General features: G+C 70.6%; 15 protein-coding genes and 1 pseudogene. 8 read left to right on the forward strand and 8 right to left on the reverse strand.

From position 1 onward, the window contains the following. Positions 1-13: 13 nt before the first annotated feature. On the forward strand, positions 14-367 hold the full coding sequence (locus ACFOW4_RS04580; protein WP_377524776.1) for a DUF1801 domain-containing protein: 354 nt from the start codon (positions 14-16) through the stop codon (positions 365-367). Then, positions 364-762 carry a VOC family protein gene (locus ACFOW4_RS04585; protein ID WP_377524779.1) on the forward strand — a complete coding sequence of 133 codons (399 nt, stop codon included), beginning with the start codon at positions 364-366 and terminating at the stop codon, positions 760-762. Before ACFOW4_RS04580 ends, ACFOW4_RS04585 begins: the two co-directional genes overlap by 4 nt. Positions 763-832: 70 nt before the next feature. On the opposite strand, the gene ACFOW4_RS04590 is transcribed toward ACFOW4_RS04585, so the two are convergent. Continuing rightward, on the reverse strand, positions 833-1,156 hold the full coding sequence (locus ACFOW4_RS04590; protein WP_377524781.1) for a hypothetical protein: 324 nt from the start codon (positions 1,154-1,156) through the stop codon (positions 833-835). 132 nt (positions 1,157-1,288) lie between these two features. Beyond that, positions 1,289-1,597, reverse strand: coding sequence for a 4a-hydroxytetrahydrobiopterin dehydratase (locus tag ACFOW4_RS04595; protein WP_377524784.1), 309 nt, complete (start codon positions 1,595-1,597; stop codon positions 1,289-1,291). A gap of 183 nt (positions 1,598-1,780) precedes the next feature. Here ACFOW4_RS04595 and ACFOW4_RS04600 point away from each other — a divergent pair, with 183 nt between their 5' ends. Continuing rightward, positions 1,781-2,218: a (deoxy)nucleoside triphosphate pyrophosphohydrolase gene (locus ACFOW4_RS04600; RefSeq protein ID WP_377524786.1), complete on the forward strand. Its 438-nt coding sequence runs from the start codon at positions 1,781-1,783 to the stop codon at positions 2,216-2,218. A gap of 70 nt (positions 2,219-2,288) precedes the next feature. Here the strand turns inward: ACFOW4_RS04600 and ACFOW4_RS04605 are convergent, their stop codons facing one another. The 6 genes and pseudogenes from ACFOW4_RS04605 to ACFOW4_RS04630 all read right to left on the reverse strand — a co-directional run bounded on the left by ACFOW4_RS04605 (position 2,289) and on the right by ACFOW4_RS04630 (position 9,851). Beyond that, the gene (locus ACFOW4_RS04605) at positions 2,289-3,389 is read right to left on the reverse strand and encodes a succinate dehydrogenase/fumarate reductase iron-sulfur subunit (protein WP_377524789.1); all 1,101 of its coding nucleotides are present in this window, start codon (positions 3,387-3,389) and stop codon (positions 2,289-2,291) included. A 3-nt stretch (positions 3,390-3,392) separates the two neighbouring features. Further along, a complete protein-coding gene (locus ACFOW4_RS04610) occupies positions 3,393-5,309 on the reverse strand; it encodes a fumarate reductase/succinate dehydrogenase flavoprotein subunit (protein ID WP_377524791.1) in 1,917 nt (638 codons plus the stop codon). A gap of 12 nt (positions 5,310-5,321) precedes the next feature. Then, complete coding sequence (locus ACFOW4_RS04615) at positions 5,322-6,128, reverse strand: hypothetical protein (protein ID WP_377524794.1); 807 nt, start codon at positions 6,126-6,128, stop codon at positions 5,322-5,324. 264 nt (positions 6,129-6,392) lie between these two features. Further along, entirely contained in the window at positions 6,393-7,793 is a 1,401-nt protein-coding gene (locus ACFOW4_RS04620; RefSeq protein ID WP_377524796.1) for a TldD/PmbA family protein, read from the reverse strand. Positions 7,794-7,851: 58 nt separating this feature from the next. Beyond that, complete coding sequence (locus ACFOW4_RS04625) at positions 7,852-9,288, reverse strand: TldD/PmbA family protein (protein ID WP_377524799.1); 1,437 nt, start codon at positions 9,286-9,288, stop codon at positions 7,852-7,854. Positions 9,289-9,321: 33 nt separating this feature from the next. Next, positions 9,322-9,851: pseudogene (locus tag ACFOW4_RS04630) on the reverse strand (Uma2 family endonuclease). Between the two features lie 275 nt (positions 9,852-10,126). Here ACFOW4_RS04630 and ACFOW4_RS04635 point away from each other — a divergent pair. From ACFOW4_RS04635 to ACFOW4_RS04655, 5 genes are all read left to right on the forward strand, one after another. Next, positions 10,127-11,182, forward strand: coding sequence for an ABC transporter ATP-binding protein (locus ACFOW4_RS04635; protein WP_377524899.1), 1,056 nt, complete (start codon positions 10,127-10,129; stop codon positions 11,180-11,182). Further along, the gene (locus tag ACFOW4_RS04640) at positions 11,179-12,273 is read left to right on the forward strand and encodes an ABC transporter ATP-binding protein (protein ID WP_377524801.1); all 1,095 of its coding nucleotides are present in this window, start codon (positions 11,179-11,181) and stop codon (positions 12,271-12,273) included. Before ACFOW4_RS04635 ends, ACFOW4_RS04640 begins: the two co-directional genes overlap by 4 nt. Beyond that, a complete protein-coding gene (locus tag ACFOW4_RS04645) occupies positions 12,270-13,277 on the forward strand; it encodes an ABC transporter permease (protein WP_377524804.1) in 1,008 nt (335 codons plus the stop codon). The genes ACFOW4_RS04640 and ACFOW4_RS04645 overlap by 4 nt, the downstream gene beginning before the upstream one ends. Positions 13,278-13,287: 10 nt before the next feature. Beyond that, the gene (locus ACFOW4_RS04650; protein WP_377524806.1) at positions 13,288-14,274 is read left to right on the forward strand and encodes an ABC transporter permease; all 987 of its coding nucleotides are present in this window, start codon (positions 13,288-13,290) and stop codon (positions 14,272-14,274) included. 151 nt (positions 14,275-14,425) lie between these two features. After that, positions 14,426-16,168 carry an ABC transporter substrate-binding protein gene (locus tag ACFOW4_RS04655; RefSeq protein ID WP_377524809.1) on the forward strand — a complete coding sequence of 581 codons (1,743 nt, stop codon included), beginning with the start codon at positions 14,426-14,428 and terminating at the stop codon, positions 16,166-16,168. Positions 16,169-16,203 lie beyond the last annotated feature (35 nt).

A 16,203-nucleotide genomic window follows, 5' to 3' on the forward strand; every position in this document is an offset into this window, starting at 1 on the left:
GAGAGGCACCGACATGAGCATCGACGACTACCTGGCCGGCCTGGCCGGACCGCTGCGCGAGATCGGGGAGAAGCTGACGCCGGTCATCGCGGACGCCCTGCCGACGGCGACCGGCGCGATGTGGCACGGCCACCCGGTGTGGAGCCTCGGCGACCGGCCGGGTCGGCAACCGGTCTGCCTGATCAAGGCGTACGGCGGCTACGTGACGTTCGGGCTGTGGCGCGGGCAGGAGATCACCGACGAGTCCGGGCGGCTGGTGGCCGGTGCACGGGGGATGGCGGCGGTGAAGCTGCGCTCGCTGGCCGACATCGACCCGGCCCTGTTCACCGGCTGGCTGCACGCGGCGGCCGCGCTGGAGGAGGCGTGAACGCGGTGCGGGTGACCGGCTTCGACCATCTGGTGCTCACCGTCGCCGACGTGGAACGGTCCCTGGATTTCTACTGCGGCCGGCTCGGGCTCGCGCCCGTACGGGTCGACGAGTGGCGTACGGGCGCCGTCCCGTTCCCGTCGGTGCGGGTCAGCCCGGACAGCATCATCGACCTGGAGCGCGGCGACCGACGCGGCACCAACGTCGACCACTTCTGCCTGGTGGTGGCCCCGCTGGACTGGGAGCAGGTCGTCGAGTCGGGCGACTTCACCGTGCTCACCGGCCCGGTCAACCGGTTCGGCGCGCGGGGCACCGCCACCTCGATCTACGTCAGCGACCCGGACGGCAACTCGGTGGAGCTGCGCTGGTACCCGCAGGACGCCGCTGAGCGGTAGGCCCGGGTGGCACACGGAAGGCCCCGCGCTTCCCGTCGAGAACGGGGGCGCGGGGCTCCGGGGCGCTCGGTCAGTGGTCGTTGCGCGGGTCGCGGTCCGCGCTGCGGCTGCCGGACTTCGCCAGGCCGCGGCTGACCAGGTAACCGATGGTCAGCAGGGTGATGTACCACCAGGCCTTGTCGGCGGCGAAGTAGTCGCCGCCGTTGTTGGCGGCACCGTCACCGACGGCGTTCGAGGCGATCAGCACTCCGATGACGGCGAGCAGGTAGACCGCCAGTTCGGTGGTCTTCCAGGACGGCTTGGTCTCGTCGCCGTGCCGGTGCACGCGGCGGATGTCGTGCTGGCCGGCGTGCTCGACGTGGTCGGTGCCGCGGTTCTGGATGGGCGTGGTCATGTCGTCTCCCGAAAGGCGCGATATCAGAGGTTCAGTCCGGTTGCGGGCCTGTTGTCTGCTCCCGCGCCGGATTGGTACCCCTGTGCCTTTCAGGAAAACCCAAGATTTTCAGCAACCACTCAGCGAGTGGGCTCAGGACTCGGTGACCGCCCGGTAGGCGTCCTCGATCCGGGCCGCGAGCAGGACCTCGCCCTCGGTCAGCGGCTCACCGTTGCCGTGCCCCACCCGGATCTGGGTGTGGTCGGCCCGACGGCTGATCTCGGGACGCAGGTGCAGCGCGTCGGCGACCACCTTCACCCGTTCGGTCAGCGCCGCGTGCTGGGTATCGTCGATCACGAGAACCCGGCGAATCTGCTCGCCCTCCCGGTTCCAACCGGGGAGCAGGGTCAACGCGTCGGAGAGGTAGTCGTGCTTGGATCGGCTGTTGAACAGCACACGCATCACCGCACCTCCCAGGCGCCGTTGCCGGCTTGTGGCCAAATCGTCGCCGCCCCGTGTCTTGTCGGTGCCCCCTAGTCTTCCGCCGTGTGCGAGGTGTGTCCACGCCCACACTTCCGGGTCTTATTGACCTAGCGGACGGCTTCGGTACCCAAACCGCTGATTGATCTGGCACCCTGGACGCCCGTGCGGACCGAACGGGCTAATGGCGGCGGGCAGGCCGAACGACGGGACCTGAAAGTGATCGTCGGGGCGGCGATCATCCGGGACGGGCGGGTGCTCGCCTGCGCGCGTTCCGCCCCGCCCGAGGTGGCGGGGATGTGGGAGTTCCCCGGCGGCAAGGTGGAGCCGGGGGAGACCGAGACCGACGCCCTGGTCCGGGAGTGCGTCGAGGAGTTGGCCGTACGCGTGGAGATCGGCAAGCGGGTCGGCCGCAACGTACGGATGGCCCACGGCCGCTCGGTGCTCAAGGTGTACGCGGCCCGGCTGCTGCACGACGACCAGCCGCAGGCGCTGGAGCACTCGGCGCTGCGCTGGCTCTCCGCCGCCGAACTCGACTCGGTCACCTGGCTGCCCGCCGACGCCCCCATCGTCGCCGCCCTGCGCCCCCTGCTCGCACCCTGACGCTTCAGGCGGGGGATGGACGGCAGCGGGGGCTGCGGCAACAGCCGCAGCCCCCGCTTCGTTCAGGTGCTCAGTGCTTGCTGTCCTGCTCCGGGTGGGCGAAGTTCAGGTGCTCCGGGGGCAGGGGGAACGTCACGTCGTCGCCGAACGGCGAGGGCGCGGCGGCCCGGTCGAAGGTCAGCTCGGTCAGCGGCAGCCGCCCCCGGTCGTCGACCGCCGGCGCGGTCGGGTGGGGCACCTCCCGCTGCCAGTTGACGCCGCTCTGCGCCTGCGACTCGGCCCGCTGGTCGTGCGAGCCGCCCGCGTGCGAGTGGACCCCGCCCCGGCTCGTGCTCGGCGTCGCCGCCGAGCCCTGACGGGCGGTGGTCACGCTGGTCTGGGGCGTCTGACCCCGTCGGAAGATCTTGCTACCAAGCCACACAAGGGGATCGTACCTGCGGTCCACGACCCGTTCCTTCATGGGGATGATCCCGTTGTCAGTGATCTTGATGTGCTCGGGGCAGACCTCGGTGCAGCACTTGGTGATGTTGCACAGACCCAGGCCCTGCTCGGTGCTCGCGTGCTCCTTGCGGTCGGTCTTCGTGTCCAGCGGGTGCATGTCCAGTTCGGCCGCCCGGATGAAGTAACGCGGCCCGGCGAACGCCTGCTTGTTCTCCTCGTGATCGCGGATCACGTGACAGACGGTCTGGCACAGGAAGCACTCGATGCACTTGCGGAACTCCTGCGAGCGCTCCACGTCCACCTGCTGCATCCGGTAGTCGCCAGGGGCGACGTCGGCCGGCGGCGCGAAGGCCGGGGTCTCCCGGGCCTTCTCGTAGTTGAACGAGACGTCGGTGACCAGGTCCCGGATCACCGGGAAGGTGCGCAGCGGGGTGACCGTGACCGTCTCGTCCTCCGCGAAGGTGGACATCCGGGTCATGCAGCCCAGCCTCGGCTTGCCGTTGATCTCCATGGAGCAGGAGCCGCACTTGCCGGCCTTGCAGTTCCAGCGGCAGGCCAGGTCGGGCGCGTCGGTGGCCTGGAGCCGGTGGATGACGTCGAGGACGACCTCGCCCTCGTTCACCTCCACCATGTAGTCCTGGAGTTCGCCGCCGGTCTCGTCGCCCCGCCAGATGCGGAACTGTCGCTTCGCGCCCGGCTCGCCGGCCGCCTGGGAAGTCGAGTCAGCCATTTCTCAGCGCTCCTCTTCGGCAGCGAGGGCGTCGAACTCCGCGAGCTCCTCGTCGGTCAGGTACTTGCCCAGCTCCGCCCGGTCGAAGAGGCCGATCAGCTCGGCGCGCATCTTCGGCAGCGGCTTGCGGGTCAGCCGCACGGTGTCCCCGTCCAGCGCGCAGACCAGGTTCACCTGGCGCCATGCCGGCTCCATCGCCGGGTAGTCCTCCCGGGTGTGCCCGCCGCGCGACTCCTGCCGCTCCAACGCCGCCTTCGCGGTGCACTCCGAGACCACCAGCATGTTGCGCAGGTCCAGCGCCAGGTGCCAGCCCGGGTTGTAGCGCCGGCCGCCGGCCGCGCTCACCTTGGCCACCCGCTCGCGCAGCTCGGCGAGCCGGCCCAGCGCCTCGACCAGCTCACCCTCGCGCCGGATGATGCCGACGAGATCCCCCATCACCGCCTGGAGGTCCTGCTGGAGGACGTACGGGCTCTCGCCGGTGTCCCGCTGCAACGGGGCCAGGGCGGTCTCCACCGCGGCCTCCACCGCGTCCACGGAAACCTTCGGCCGCGCCGGCAGCCCGTCGGCGTAGGTGGCCGCGTGGCCGCCCGCCCGCTTGCCGAAGACCAGCAGGTCGGACAGGGAGTTGCCGCCGAGCCGGTTGGAGCCGTGCATGCCGCCGGAGACCTCGCCGGCGGCGAAGAGCCCCCGGACGTGCCCGAAGGCGGCACCCGAGTCGGGATCCACCTCGACGCCACCCATCACGTAGTGGCAGGTCGGCCCGACCTCCATCGGCTCGGCGGTGATGTCGACGTCGGCCAGTTCCTTGAACTGGTGGTACATCGACGGCAGCCGCCGACGGATCTCGTCGGCCGAGCGCCGGCTGGCGATGTCCAGGAAGACACCGCCGGCGGGGGAGCCCCGACCGGCCTTGACCTCGCTGTTGATAGCCCGGGCCACCTCGTCGCGGGGCAGCAGCTCCGGCGGGCGCCGGTTGTTGTCCGGGTCGGTGTACCAGCGGTCCGCCTCCTCCTCGGTCTCCGCGTACTGCTTGCGGAAGACGTCGGGGACGTAGTCGAACATGAACCGCTTGCCCTCGGAGTTCTTCAGCACGCCGCCGTCGCCGCGTACCGACTCGGTGACCAGGATGCCCTTCACCGAGGGCGGCCAGACCATGCCGGTCGGGTGGAACTGGAGGAACTCCATGTTGATCAGCGTCGCGCCGGCGCGCAGCGCCAACGCGTGGCCGTCCCCGGTGTACTCCCACGAGTTCGAGGTGACCTTGTAGGACCGGCCGACACCACCGGTCGCCAGCACCACGGCCGGCGCCTCGAAGAGGATGAACTCGCCGGACTCCCGGTAGTAGCCGAACGCGCCGGCGACCCGGTCCCCGTCGAGCAGCAGCTCGGTGATGGTGGTCTCGGAGAAGACCTTGATCCGGGCCTCGTAGTCGCCGTGGTCGCGCTTGTCCTCCTGCTGCAGCGAGACGATCTTCTGCTGGAGGGTGCGGATCAGCTCCAGGCCGGTGCGGTCGCCGACGTGCGCCAGCCGCGGGTACTCGTGGCCGCCGAAGTTCCGCTGCGAGATCTTGCCGTCGGGGGTGCGGTCGAAGAGCGCACCGTACGTCTCCAGCTCCCAGATCCGCTGCGGCGACTCCTTCGCGTGCAGCTCGGCCATCCGGAAGTTGTTGAGGAACTTGCCGCCGCGCATGGTGTCGCGGAAGTGCACCTGCCAGCTGTCCCGGCTGTTCACGTTGCCCATCGCGGCGGCGGCGCCGCCCTCGGCCATCACGGTGTGCGCCTTGCCGAAGAGCGACTTGGAGATGATCGCGGTCTTCTTGCCGGCCAGCCGGGCCTCGATCGCCGCGCGCAGGCCGGCGCCGCCGGCCCCGATCACGACGACGTCGTAGTGGTGTCGTTCGATGCGAGTGGTCGTTGTCATGTCAGGGGCCCTCTAGTTGATGAACCGCAGGTCGTTGAACCAGCCGGCCGCGACCGCCATGACGTAGAAGTCGGTCAGCGCCAGGGTGCCCAGCGTGATCCAGGCGAGCTGCATGTGCCGGACGTTCAGTGCCGAGACGAACGACCAGGCCCGGTAACGCACCGGGTGCTTTGAGAAGTGCTTGAGCCGGCCGCCGATGATGTGCCGGCAGGAGTGGCAGGAGATGGTGTACGCCCAGAGCATCACCACGTTGACCAGCAGGACGATGTTGCCCAGCCCGAAGCCGAAACCCTTCGGGGAGTGGAAGGCGAGGATCGCGTCCCAGGTGTTGATCAGCGAGATGATCGCCGCGGCGTAGAAGAAGTAGCGGTGCAGGTTCTGCCCGAGCAGCGGGAACCGGGTCTCGCCGCTGTAGGCGGCGTGCCCGTCCGGCACCGCGCAGGCCGGCGGCGACAGCCAGAACGACCGGTAGTACGCCTTGCGGTAGTAGTAGCAGGTGAGCCGGAACAGCAGCAGAAACGGCAGGGTCAGCGCGGCGTCCGGGATGATCCACCAGCCGGGCAGGAACCGACCGAAGTGCGACGCCCCCTCCACGCACCGCTCGGTGACGCAGGGCGAGTAGAACGGGGTCAGGTAGTGGTGCTCGTCCACCCAGTACCACTTGTGCATGAACACCCGGACCGTCGCGTAGGCGACCCAGGCGCTGAGCCCGATCACGGTGATCAGCGGGGCGAACCACCAGCGGTCGGTACGCAACGTCTTCGCCGCGATGGCGGCGCGCGCCCGCGCCCCCCGCGGCCTCGTTGCCGTTGATGTCATTCGAGTCGTCTCCCTGACGGGGCCCGTACGGGCGGGCGGTTCTTCTCCGGTCGGCACGCGGACCGGCGAACCCGCACCCGCTGCCACGTCATGCGCACACCAACGACCGCGTCGGATTGACCGGCGCAGCTAAGTGACACACGTTACGCCGATCTCCGCGAGCCGTCCGCGCAAGGGAGTGTCCCGTGTGTCCGACCTGGGGAAAAGCCCTGGCACGCCGATCGATGGCACGTTGTTAAGAACGTCACTGTCCGCCCAGCGGTCTCAGCCGGAGGCGCCGCCGGTGAAGTGCCAGGACGCCAGCCGCAGCGGCGGCGCCGCCCACCAGATACCGTCCATCCGGTCCGGTTGCCGCACCGGCCGTGCACCCAACCCGAGCACCGCGCCCGGCCCGAGCGCCCGCGGGTAGGACTCGGTGAAGCGAAGGTCGCGGACCGCGCCGACCACCGTGCCGTCCTCGACCAGCCACACCCCATTGCGGGTTAGCCCGGTGACCACCAGCGACTTCGGGTCGAGCACCCGGGTGTACCAGAGGTCGCTGACCAGCAGCCCCCGACGCATTCCGGCAACCAGGGCCGCGGTGTCCGGGTCGGCCACCGCGCCGGCCGTGTCGCCGCCGGTGCTCCGGCCCACCGCGCTGGCGGGGCCCGCCGCCGCGCCATCCAGGCGCAGGTTGCGCGCCATCGGCCCCCAGGTGGCGCCGCCCGCGATCGCGTGCCCGGTGGACGCGGTGCCCGCCTCGGCGGCGGTGCGCCGGTCGTGCACCACCGCCCGGGTGGTGCCCGCGTCGACGAGGGTCACCGCCCGCCGGCTGGTGCCGTCGGCGTCGAACGGCAGGCCGGACGCTCCCAGCGGATCGTCCACCAGGGTCACCGCCCGGTCGAACTGGGCGGCCCCCGGCTCGGCGAACGACTGCCGTTCGGCGTACCGCTTGCCGTTGAAGCCGTACCAGGAGAGGTTCTGCAACAGGTCGGCCACCGCGGCCGGCTCGAACACCACCTCGTAGCGACCCGGCGGCAGCTCCACCGGATCCGCCGCCGCCCGCGCCTTGGCAGCCGCCCGGGCGCCCAACTCTGCGCCGTCGAGCTCGGACAGCCGGTCGGCGCAGAGCCGGGCCACCCCGTCCGCGCCGTCCAGCCGGGCGATGCCGTCCATCGCCGCCTCCACCGACCGACCCGATGCGGCGTGCCCGGCGGAGTTGGCGAAGGCCGACGACCGGTGCGCGGTACGGCAGTAGCCCGCCGTGCTGAGGCCGCCGGCGGCGGACACGAACGCGCGTACCCGGTCGGCCCGCTGGACCGGGTCGGCGTGCGCGGTCGCCTCGTCGACGGCCGGCGCGGCCGGTGCCGGGCCGGGCGGGGCGAGCCCCGGCCAGGCCGGGTCGGGCGGGCAGAGCCGTGCCGCGGCCAGGGTGCGCTCGACCAGCGCGCGCAGCCCGTCGGGGCCGACCACGCTGCCGCTGCCGGCGGCGGTCCGCCCGTCGACGTGCAGCCGCAGCCGTACCCCGACGGTCGACTCGGCGACGTTCTGATGGATGAACGAGTTGGCGAACCGGGTCAGCGCCAGGTCGGCCCGGGTCACCACCGCCTCGGCCTGCGCCTCCGGACCGCCCAGGCGCCGGACCAGCTCGACCACCTGCCCGGCCAGCTCCAGCTCCGCGGTCATGCCGACACTCCCTTCGTTCGCGACTGCGGGGCTCGCAAACCCGGCTCACTCCTCGCGCTCACGCCGACACCCCCACCCGGACGTTGCGGAAGCGGGCCGGCGCGGCCGGATGGCCGGTGTGCCCGGTCTGGCCCGGCTGGCCCTTGCCGCAGTTCGGCGTGCCCCAGGACACCGTCTCGCCGGAGAGCATGTCCATCGAGCGCCAGAAGAGCGGGCCGATACCCGTGTAGGTGGGGTTGCGCAGCATCCGCCCCCGCCGGCCCTTCTTGATCTCCCACCCGACCTCGCAGCCGAACTGGAAGTTGAGCCGCTTGTCGTCAATGGACCAGGAGCGGTTGAGGTCCATCAACACCCCATTGTCGGTGGCCGCGACGATCTCCTCCAGGGTGTGCGGGCCCGGCTCCAGGCCCACGTTGGTCATCCGCACCATCGGCAGCCGGGCCCACCCGTCGGCTCGTACGCTGCCGCCGTAGTCGAGGCCGGCCACGGCCGCCGAGTCCCGGCCGGCGAGCACCCCCACCCAGCGCCCCTCGCGGACCGCATCCCGCCTGACCGCCGGCGAACCCTCGTCGTCGAACCCGAAGCTGCCCAGAGCGCCGGGGATGGTCGGGTCGATCGTGACGTTCATCAGCTCGGAGCCGTAGCGCAGCGAGCCCAACCGGGCCAGGTCCAGCCAGGACGTGCCGGCGAACGCGGCCTCCCAGCCGAGGATCCGGTCCAGTTCGATGGCGTGCCCGACCGACTCGTGGATCTGCAGCGCGAGTTGTTCACCGCCCAGGATCAGGTCCGTCTCGCCGGCCGGGCAGGGCGGCGCGGTGAGCAGCGCCCGCGACTCCTCGGCGATCTGCGCGGCGTGCGCGGCGAGGTCGAGCGACTCGACCAGCTCCCAGCCGGTGGTGCCGTACTGCCCCCGATAGCTGGGCCAGGAGCGGCGCTGGGTCTCGCCGTCACCGATCGAGGTGGCCGAGATGCCACCACCGCACTCGCGGATCCGCTGGTCGATGCGGTGACCCTCGCTGGAGACGAACCACTTGGCGGTGTCCCAGATCTGGTAGAGCCCCTCGGCCAGGTCGGCGCCGTGCTCGGCCATCGTCCGGGTCGCGCCGACCAGCAGGTCGCCCTTGTCGGACAGCGGCACCCCGAGCGGGTCGATCCGGCACTCGGAGGCCCAGTTCGCGGTGACCGCCTCGACCGGCACCAGGTCGGCCGGCGGGCCGGGCACCCGCGCGCTCGCCTCGGCCGTCCGGGCCGCGCGCCGGCCGGCATCGCGGGCGGCGGCGTCGGAGAGATCGGGTACGGCGTGGAAGCCCCAGCTCGACCCGACCAGCGCCCGGACGCCCAGCCCGATGCTCTCGTCCTGGGTCAGCTCCTCCACGTCGCCGTTGCGCGCGGTCATCGACTCGTAGCGACGGTGCATCACCCGGGCGTCGGCGTACCGGGCACCGGCGTCGAGGGCTGCCTGCACGGCGGCGGTGGCCGCGTCGAATTCGGTCATGCGCTCGACCCTAGGCCAGCCCGCCGACACCCGTCAGGCGACGAGATCCTCCGGCCGGATCGTGGCCCGCAACGGCTCGGTCAACTCCAACACCTCGCCCCGCTTCGTCGTCGCCGTCTCCACGTAGTGGCCGCCCTGACGGCGATGGAGCCGCATCGCGCCGGTGCTCTGCTCCACCAGCAGGTACCACTCGATCCCGGCGGCGGCGTAGTAGTGCATCTTGAGCACCTTGTCGGTGGACGCGTTGCTCGGTGAAATGATCTCGCAGACCAGGCGGACGTCGGCCGCCTCGATGGTGAGCTCATCGAGATCGATCGGGTTGGTGACGACCGACCTGGCCGGAGCCGGACATGCACCGCCTCCAGCAATTCGAGACCGGCCGGCTCGGCCGCTGCTTCCAGGATGTTGCCGAGCTTGCGGGATATCCGTTGGTGTCGGGGGGTGGGGGCTGGGGTCACGTGGAGGCTCCCGTCGAAGAGCTCGACGCGTTGCTGCGTCTCGCCGAGGGCGAGGTACTCCTCTTCGGTCCACGGGCCTTCGTGGTTGAACACCGCCGCGGTCATCGTCACCTCCACCTCGTGCCACGGGCAGCCTCTGCTGGTTCCCCTTCCCATCGTCGCACCCGGGGTGCGCCGGCGGCATGAACGGCCATGAATGCCGAGGTGAGGGCTTCTCAGGGCCGATGCCGACTCGTTACGCTGGGGCCCGCTGACAGCCACCCGGATGTAGCTTATTTTCGCCCTCAGGACTTTCCTGTAAGTTCTCTTCGTCACTGAGGGAGGCGGCCGTGGACAGCTCGGATCCGGCACCGTCCGGGAAGCCGGACGCCCGCCCCACCGTGCCGGCACAGCGCCCCGACGTGGACCCTTACCTGCGGGTGAACGACCTACGGGTGCGCTTCGACACCGAGGACGGCGTGGTGCGCGCCGTGGACGGCGTGTCGTTCGCCGTCGAGCGCGGTCGCACGCTCGGCATCGTCGGTGAGTCCGGCTCCGGCAAGAGCGTCACCTCGCTGGCCGTCCTCGGCCTGCACGACGCCAGGCGGACCACCATCACCGGCGAGATCTCCGTCGGCGGCCGACAGCTCGTCGGCCTGCCCGACGAGGAGGTACGGCGGCTGCGCGGCCGGGACATGGCGATGATCTTCCAGGATCCGTTGTCGGCGCTGCACCCGTACTACACGGTGGGTAGGCAGATCGCGGAGGCGTACCGGGTGCACCACCCGAAGGCCGGTCGGCGGGAGGCCCGCCAGCGGGCGGTGGACATGCTCGGCCGGGTCGGCATCCCGCAGCCGGCGCGCCGCTTCGACCAGTACCCGCACGAGTTCTCCGGCGGCATGCGGCAGCGCGCGATGATCGCCATGGCCCTGGTCAACGACCCCGCCCTGCTGATCGCCGACGAGCCGACCACCGCCCTGGACGTCACGGTGCAGGCGCAGATCCTGGACCTGCTCGCCGACCTCCAGGCGGAGTTCCACTCCGCGATCATCCTGATCACCCACGACCTCGGCGTGGTCGGCCAGGTCGCCGACGACGTGCTGGTGATGTACGGCGGACGGGCCGTCGAGCGGGGCAGCGTCGAGCAGGTGCTGCGTCGCCCGCAGCACCCGTACACCTGGGGGTTGCTCTCCAGCGTGCCGTCGCTGCACGGCGACGCGGACGCGGACCTGGTGCCGATCCGGGGCAACCCGCCCAGCCTGATCAACCTGCCGCCCGGCTGCGCCTTCCATCCGCGCTGCCGCTACGCCGACCGCAACGGCGAGACGTCCCGCACCGAGGTGCCCGAGCTGCGCCCCGCCGGCGCGGACGGCCACCTGGTCGCCTGCCACCTGGCCGCCGAGGAGCGGACCCGGCTCTACGCCGACGACATCGCATCCGTGGGGGTGGCCCGATGAGCGTGCAACCGGACACCGCGGCAGCGACGACGACCACCGAACCGCTGCTGCGGGTACGCGGGCTCAGCAAGCACTTCCCGGTGCGCAACGGCCTGCGCGCGACCGGCCTCGTGCGGGCGGTGGACGGGCTGGACTTCGACGTGCGCCCGGGCGAGACGCTCGGCCTGGTGGGGGAGTCGGGCTGCGGCAAGACCACCACCGGCCGGATGCTGGTGCGGCTGCTGCAGCCGACGGCCGGCACCATCGAGTTCGACGGGCGGGACATCACCCACGCCGGTCGGCGGGAGCTGCGTCCGCTGCGCCAGGATCTCCAGATCATCTTCCAGGACCCGTACGCCTCGCTGAACCCGCGGCACACCGTCGGCCGGATCGTGGCGATGCCGTTGCAGGTCAACGGGATCAAGCCGCCGGGCGGCATCAAGGCCCGGGTGCAGGAGCTGTTGGAGCTGGTCGGGCTGAACCCGGAGCACTACAACCGGTACCCGCACGAGTTCTCCGGCGGTCAGCGCCAGCGCATCGGCATCGCGCGGGCGCTGGCGCTGCGACCCAAGCTGATCATCGCTGACGAGCCGGTCTCCGCGTTGGACGTCTCGATCCAGGCGCAGGTGATCAACCTGCTCCGCGACCTGCAACGCGATCTCGGTCTGGCGTTCGTGTTCATCGCCCACGACCTGGCCGTGGTGCGCCACTTCTGCCAGCGCGTCGCGGTGATGTACCTGGGACGGATCGTGGAGATCGGCGACCGGGCGGACATCTACGAGCGTCCGCAGCACCCGTACACCCGGGCGCTGCTCTCGGCGATCCCCGACGTCACCAAACTCGGCCCGGCCGGCCGGATCCGGCTCGCCGGCGACGTGCCGACCCCGCTCGACCCGCCGTCGGGCTGCCGGTTCCGCACCCGCTGCTGGAAGGCACAGGACATCTGCGCCATCGAGGAGCCGGCGCTGGTGCGGCGCGACGGCGGCAACCAGGCCACCGCGTGTCACTTCCCGGAACGGGAAGCGGTCGGCGCGAGCCCCGAAGGGGAAACAGCCGGCACGAGCCTCGGAGGGGAAACAGCCGACGCGAGCGCTGAGGAGGTGTCGCGGTGAGCCTGTCCCCGGTGGAGGGTGTGGCGCTGGCCGAGATCGAGTCCGGTGACGGCGGCGACGCGCCGCGCGAGAAGGGCTTCGTGGGCCGGTCGCCCGGCCAGTTGGCCTGGGTCCGACTGCGGCGCGACCGCACCGCGGTGGTCAGCGGCGCGATGCTGGTCTTCTTCGTCGTGGTGGCGCTCGCCGCCCCGCTGATCCAGTGGGCGTACGGGATGAGTCCGCGCGAGCAGTTCCAGGGTGCCCTGGACGGCTTCGGGATGCCGCTGGGGTACGCCGGGGGTGTCTCCGGTGAGCACTGGTTCGGCCTGGAGCCGGGCCTGGGTCGCGACATCTTCATCCGGATGGTCTACGGCCTGCGGACCTCGCTGTTCATCGCGATCGCCGCCGCGGTGATCACCACGGCGATCGGCATCGCGCTCGGTACGCTCGCCGGCTACCTCGGCGGCTGGTTCGACGCGGTGATCAACTGGATCACCGACCTGACGCTGGCCATGCCGTTCCTGATCATCGCGTTGGCGCTCACCCCCACGCTGACGCTGCGCTTCTACGGCGAGCGGGGGCAGGTGTCCGCGGCCTTCGGGGTGGGCGTCCTGATCGCCGTCTTCGCCATCTTCGGCTGGACCAGCACGGCCCGACTGGTACGCGGCCAGGTGATCGCGCTGCGCGAGCGGGAGTTCGTGGAGGCGGCCCGGGCCAGCGGCGCCGGTCTGGGGCACATGCTCTTCCGGCAGTTGCTGCCGAACATCTGGGCGCCAGTCCTGGTCGCCTTCTCGCTGGCGGTGCCGCAGTTCATCACCAGCGAGGCGGCGCTCTCCTTCATCGGTGTCGGTCTCAGCGACGAGACGCCGAGCTTCGGCCGGATGATCTACCGCAGCCTGGACTTCCTCCAGACCGACCCGGCGTACGTCTTCTTCCCCGGCATCACGATCTTCGCGCTCGTGTTCGCCTTCAACCTCTTCGGCGACGCGCTGCGTGACGCGCTCGACCCGAAGTCGTCCCGGTAGGGGTGAGATCATGGCGCGATTTCTGCTCAAGCGGATCTTCTCCGCCACGCTGACCCTGTTCGCGGTGAGCGTGCTGACCTTCCTGATGTTCTTCGCCCTGCCACGCGACCCGGTGACCGGCATGTGCCCGAAGAACTGCAACCCGGAGCGGCTCGAGCGGGTCCGCGACGAGCTGGGCCTCAATGATCCGCTGTGGAGCCAGTACGCCGGCTACATGAAGGGCATCGTCACCGGGCGGGACCTGGGCAGCGCCCAGGGCGGCCGTTGTGACGCGCCCTGCCTGGGCTGGTCGTACGTCACCAACGAGGCGGTCTCGGACACCATCGCCCGGGTGCTGCCGGTGACGCTGAGCATCGTGATCCCGGCGGCCATCCTCTGGCTGCTGCTCGGGGTGGGCCTGGGCATGCTCTCCGCATTGCGGCGGGGCACCTGGCTGGACCGGATGGCGATCGGCTTCTCGTTGACCGGCGCCTCGTTGCAGCTCTACTTCGTGGGTGCGGTGCTGCTGCTGGTCTTCGTCTACAACCTGCGGCTGCTGCCGGTGCCCAGCTACACCTCGCTCTTCGACAATCCGGCGAAATGGGCCAGCGGTCTGGTGCTGTCCTGGGTGGCGCTGGCGTTCCTCTTCTCCGCCATCTACGCCCGGCTGTCCCGGGCGCAGATGCTGGAGACGCTGTCGGAGGACTTCGTCCGTACCGCGCGGGCCAAGGGCCTGGCCAAACCCAAGGTGTACGGCCGGCACGCGCTGCGCGCGGCGATCACGCCCGTGGTGACGATCGCGGGCCTGGACGTCGGCGGGGCATTGGGCGGCACGGTGATCACCGAGACCACCTTCGGCATCCAGGGGTTGGGCCGCACGGCGGTGGACGCCGTGCGCTCGGGCGACCTGCCGACCATCATGGCCACCGTGCTGATCGCGGCGGTCTTCGTGGTGCTCGCGAACGTGCTGGTGGACCTGCTGTACGCGGCCATCGACCCGCGGGTGCGGCTGCGCTGACCCTGGTCCGGGCGGTGTTGTCCACCGGCCGGACGGCGGTGAAATTTATCGACAACTGTTACACAACTCGTAGGTTTTCTTCCTTACGATCCTCGGGACGTCGGCGGTCAACGCCCGGCGGACCGCACGACACTGGTGGAGGAGGTACGACATGCGACCACGCGTGGCGGCCGCCGCAGGCGGCGCGATCGCACTGGTTGTGGCATTGGGTGCGTGCTCGAAGAACACGGGCGAGGGCACCACGGTGGACACCGACCGGCAGCAGACCGGGGTCATCGCGACCGACCCCAAGGACTCGCAGGGCCCGGCGGCCGAGGTGAGCGGGGCCACGAAGGGCGGCACCTTCACCATCATCCGGGAGACGCCCATCTCCCACCTGGACCCGCAGCGGACGTACTCGTTCGCCGGCCTCATGACCAACCCGCTCTTCGCCCGCTACCTGACCACCTGGAAGGACGACGGCAAGGGCGGCCTGGTCCTGGTCGGTGACCTGGCCGAGACGCCGGGCACCAACGTCAACTCCGACTGCAAGGTCTGGGAATTCAAGATCAAGGACGGGGTGAAGTTCGAGGACGGCCGGCCGATCACCTCCAAGGAGATCGCCTACGGCATCGCCCGCTCCTTCGACCCGGACCTGACCAGCGGCCCCACCTACATCCAGGAGTGGCTGGCCGACAGCGCGGACTTCGACACCAAGTGGGACTTCAAGAAGAACAAGACGTCGCTGCCGCCCGGCCTGAGCACGCCGGACGCCAAGACGCTGCGCTTCGAGTTCGCCAAGCCCCGCTGTGACCTGCCGTTCGCGGTCTCGCTGCCGACCACCGCGCCGCTGCCGCCGGACAAGGACACCGGCGTCAACCTGGACCAGCGGCCGTTCTCCTCCGGCCCGTACAAGATCGCCAAGAACCAGGTCGGCGTGCAGCTCACCCTGGACCGCAACCCGAACTGGGACCCGAAGACCGACCCGGTGCGGCACCAGTACCCGGACCAGTTCGTGTGGAGCTTCGGCCCGACCGCGGACGCCGCCAACAACCGGGTGATCGCCGACAACGGCGCCGACCAGAGCGCGCTGGCCTTCAACACCGTGCCCGCCTCGCTGGTCGCCAAGGTCGCCGGGGACGCCTCCCTGAAGTCGCGCACCATCCTCTCGCCGACCCCGAGCGCCAACCAGCTCGTGATCAACACGCAGCGGGTCAAGGACCTGAAGATCCGCCAGGCGCTCAACTACGCCATCGACCGCGAGGGCCTGATCAAGGCCATGGGCGGGCAGACCGTGGCCGCGCCGCTGACCACGCTGATGCCGCCGGCGACCATCGGCTACAAGGCGTACGAGGCCTACCCGGCCGGCGCGAACGGCAACGTCGACAAGGTCAAGGAGCTGCTCGGCGGGCAGACCCCGGAGCTGGTCCTCGGCGTCTCCGACGGCTCGGTGGAGCAGCTGCAGGGCGCCCAGCTCAAGGCGAACCTGGAACGGGCGGGCTTCAAGATCACGCTGCGGAACATCCCGGACGACGCGAAGCTCGACGAGGTCAAGAAGAAGGACAACCCCTGGGACCTCTACATCGGTAACTGGGCGGCCGACTGGCCGAGCGGCGCCTCGATCCTGCCGGTGCTCTACGACGGCCGCACCATCAAGGCCGAGGGCAACAGCAACAACTCGTTCCTGAACGACCCGGCGATCAACGCCGAGATGGACCGCATCCTGGCCATGGCCCCGGCCGACCAGGGTCCGGAGTGGGCCAAGCTCGACGAGCGGATCATGAAGGAGCAGGCGCCGGTGGTGCCGCTCTTCGTCGACGTGGCCTACAACGTGCACGGGTCGAAGGCCGGTGGGGTGTTCATCTCCAGCGTCTTCGGGTACCCGTCCTTCGTGAACGCGTACGTCAAGCCGTAACCGCACCACCCGGACGGGCCCCCGGTCGACAGCGT

Source organism: Micromonospora sp. GCM10011542 (genome assembly GCF_042650685.1).
In the GTDB taxonomy this organism is placed as follows: Bacteria; Actinomycetota; Actinomycetes; order Mycobacteriales; family Micromonosporaceae; genus Micromonospora.

Bases quoted from the DNA above. Each gene is read 5' to 3' on its own strand.
- ACFOW4_RS04580 (WP_377524776.1), top strand. From the start codon at position 14: ATGAGCATCGACGACTACCTGGCCGGCCTGGCCGGACCGCTGCGCGAG.
- ACFOW4_RS04590 (WP_377524781.1), bottom strand. From the start codon at position 1,156: ATGACCACGCCCATCCAGAACCGCGGCACCGACCACGTCGAGCACGCC.
- ACFOW4_RS04595 (WP_377524784.1), bottom strand. From the start codon at position 1,597: ATGCGTGTGCTGTTCAACAGCCGATCCAAGCACGACTACCTCTCCGAC.
- ACFOW4_RS04605 (WP_377524789.1), bottom strand. From the start codon at position 3,389: ATGGCTGACTCGACTTCCCAGGCGGCCGGCGAGCCGGGCGCGAAGCGA.
- ACFOW4_RS04610 (WP_377524791.1), bottom strand. From the start codon at position 5,309: ATGACAACGACCACTCGCATCGAACGACACCACTACGACGTCGTCGTG.
- ACFOW4_RS04615 (WP_377524794.1), bottom strand. From the start codon at position 6,128: ATGACATCAACGGCAACGAGGCCGCGGGGGGCGCGGGCGCGCGCCGCC.
- ACFOW4_RS04620 (WP_377524796.1), bottom strand. From the start codon at position 7,793: ATGACCGCGGAGCTGGAGCTGGCCGGGCAGGTGGTCGAGCTGGTCCGG.
- ACFOW4_RS04625 (WP_377524799.1), bottom strand. From the start codon at position 9,288: ATGACCGAATTCGACGCGGCCACCGCCGCCGTGCAGGCAGCCCTCGAC.
- ACFOW4_RS04640 (WP_377524801.1), top strand. From the start codon at position 11,179: ATGAGCGTGCAACCGGACACCGCGGCAGCGACGACGACCACCGAACCG.
- ACFOW4_RS04650 (WP_377524806.1), top strand. From the start codon at position 13,288: ATGGCGCGATTTCTGCTCAAGCGGATCTTCTCCGCCACGCTGACCCTG.
- ACFOW4_RS04655 (WP_377524809.1), top strand. From the start codon at position 14,426: ATGCGACCACGCGTGGCGGCCGCCGCAGGCGGCGCGATCGCACTGGTT.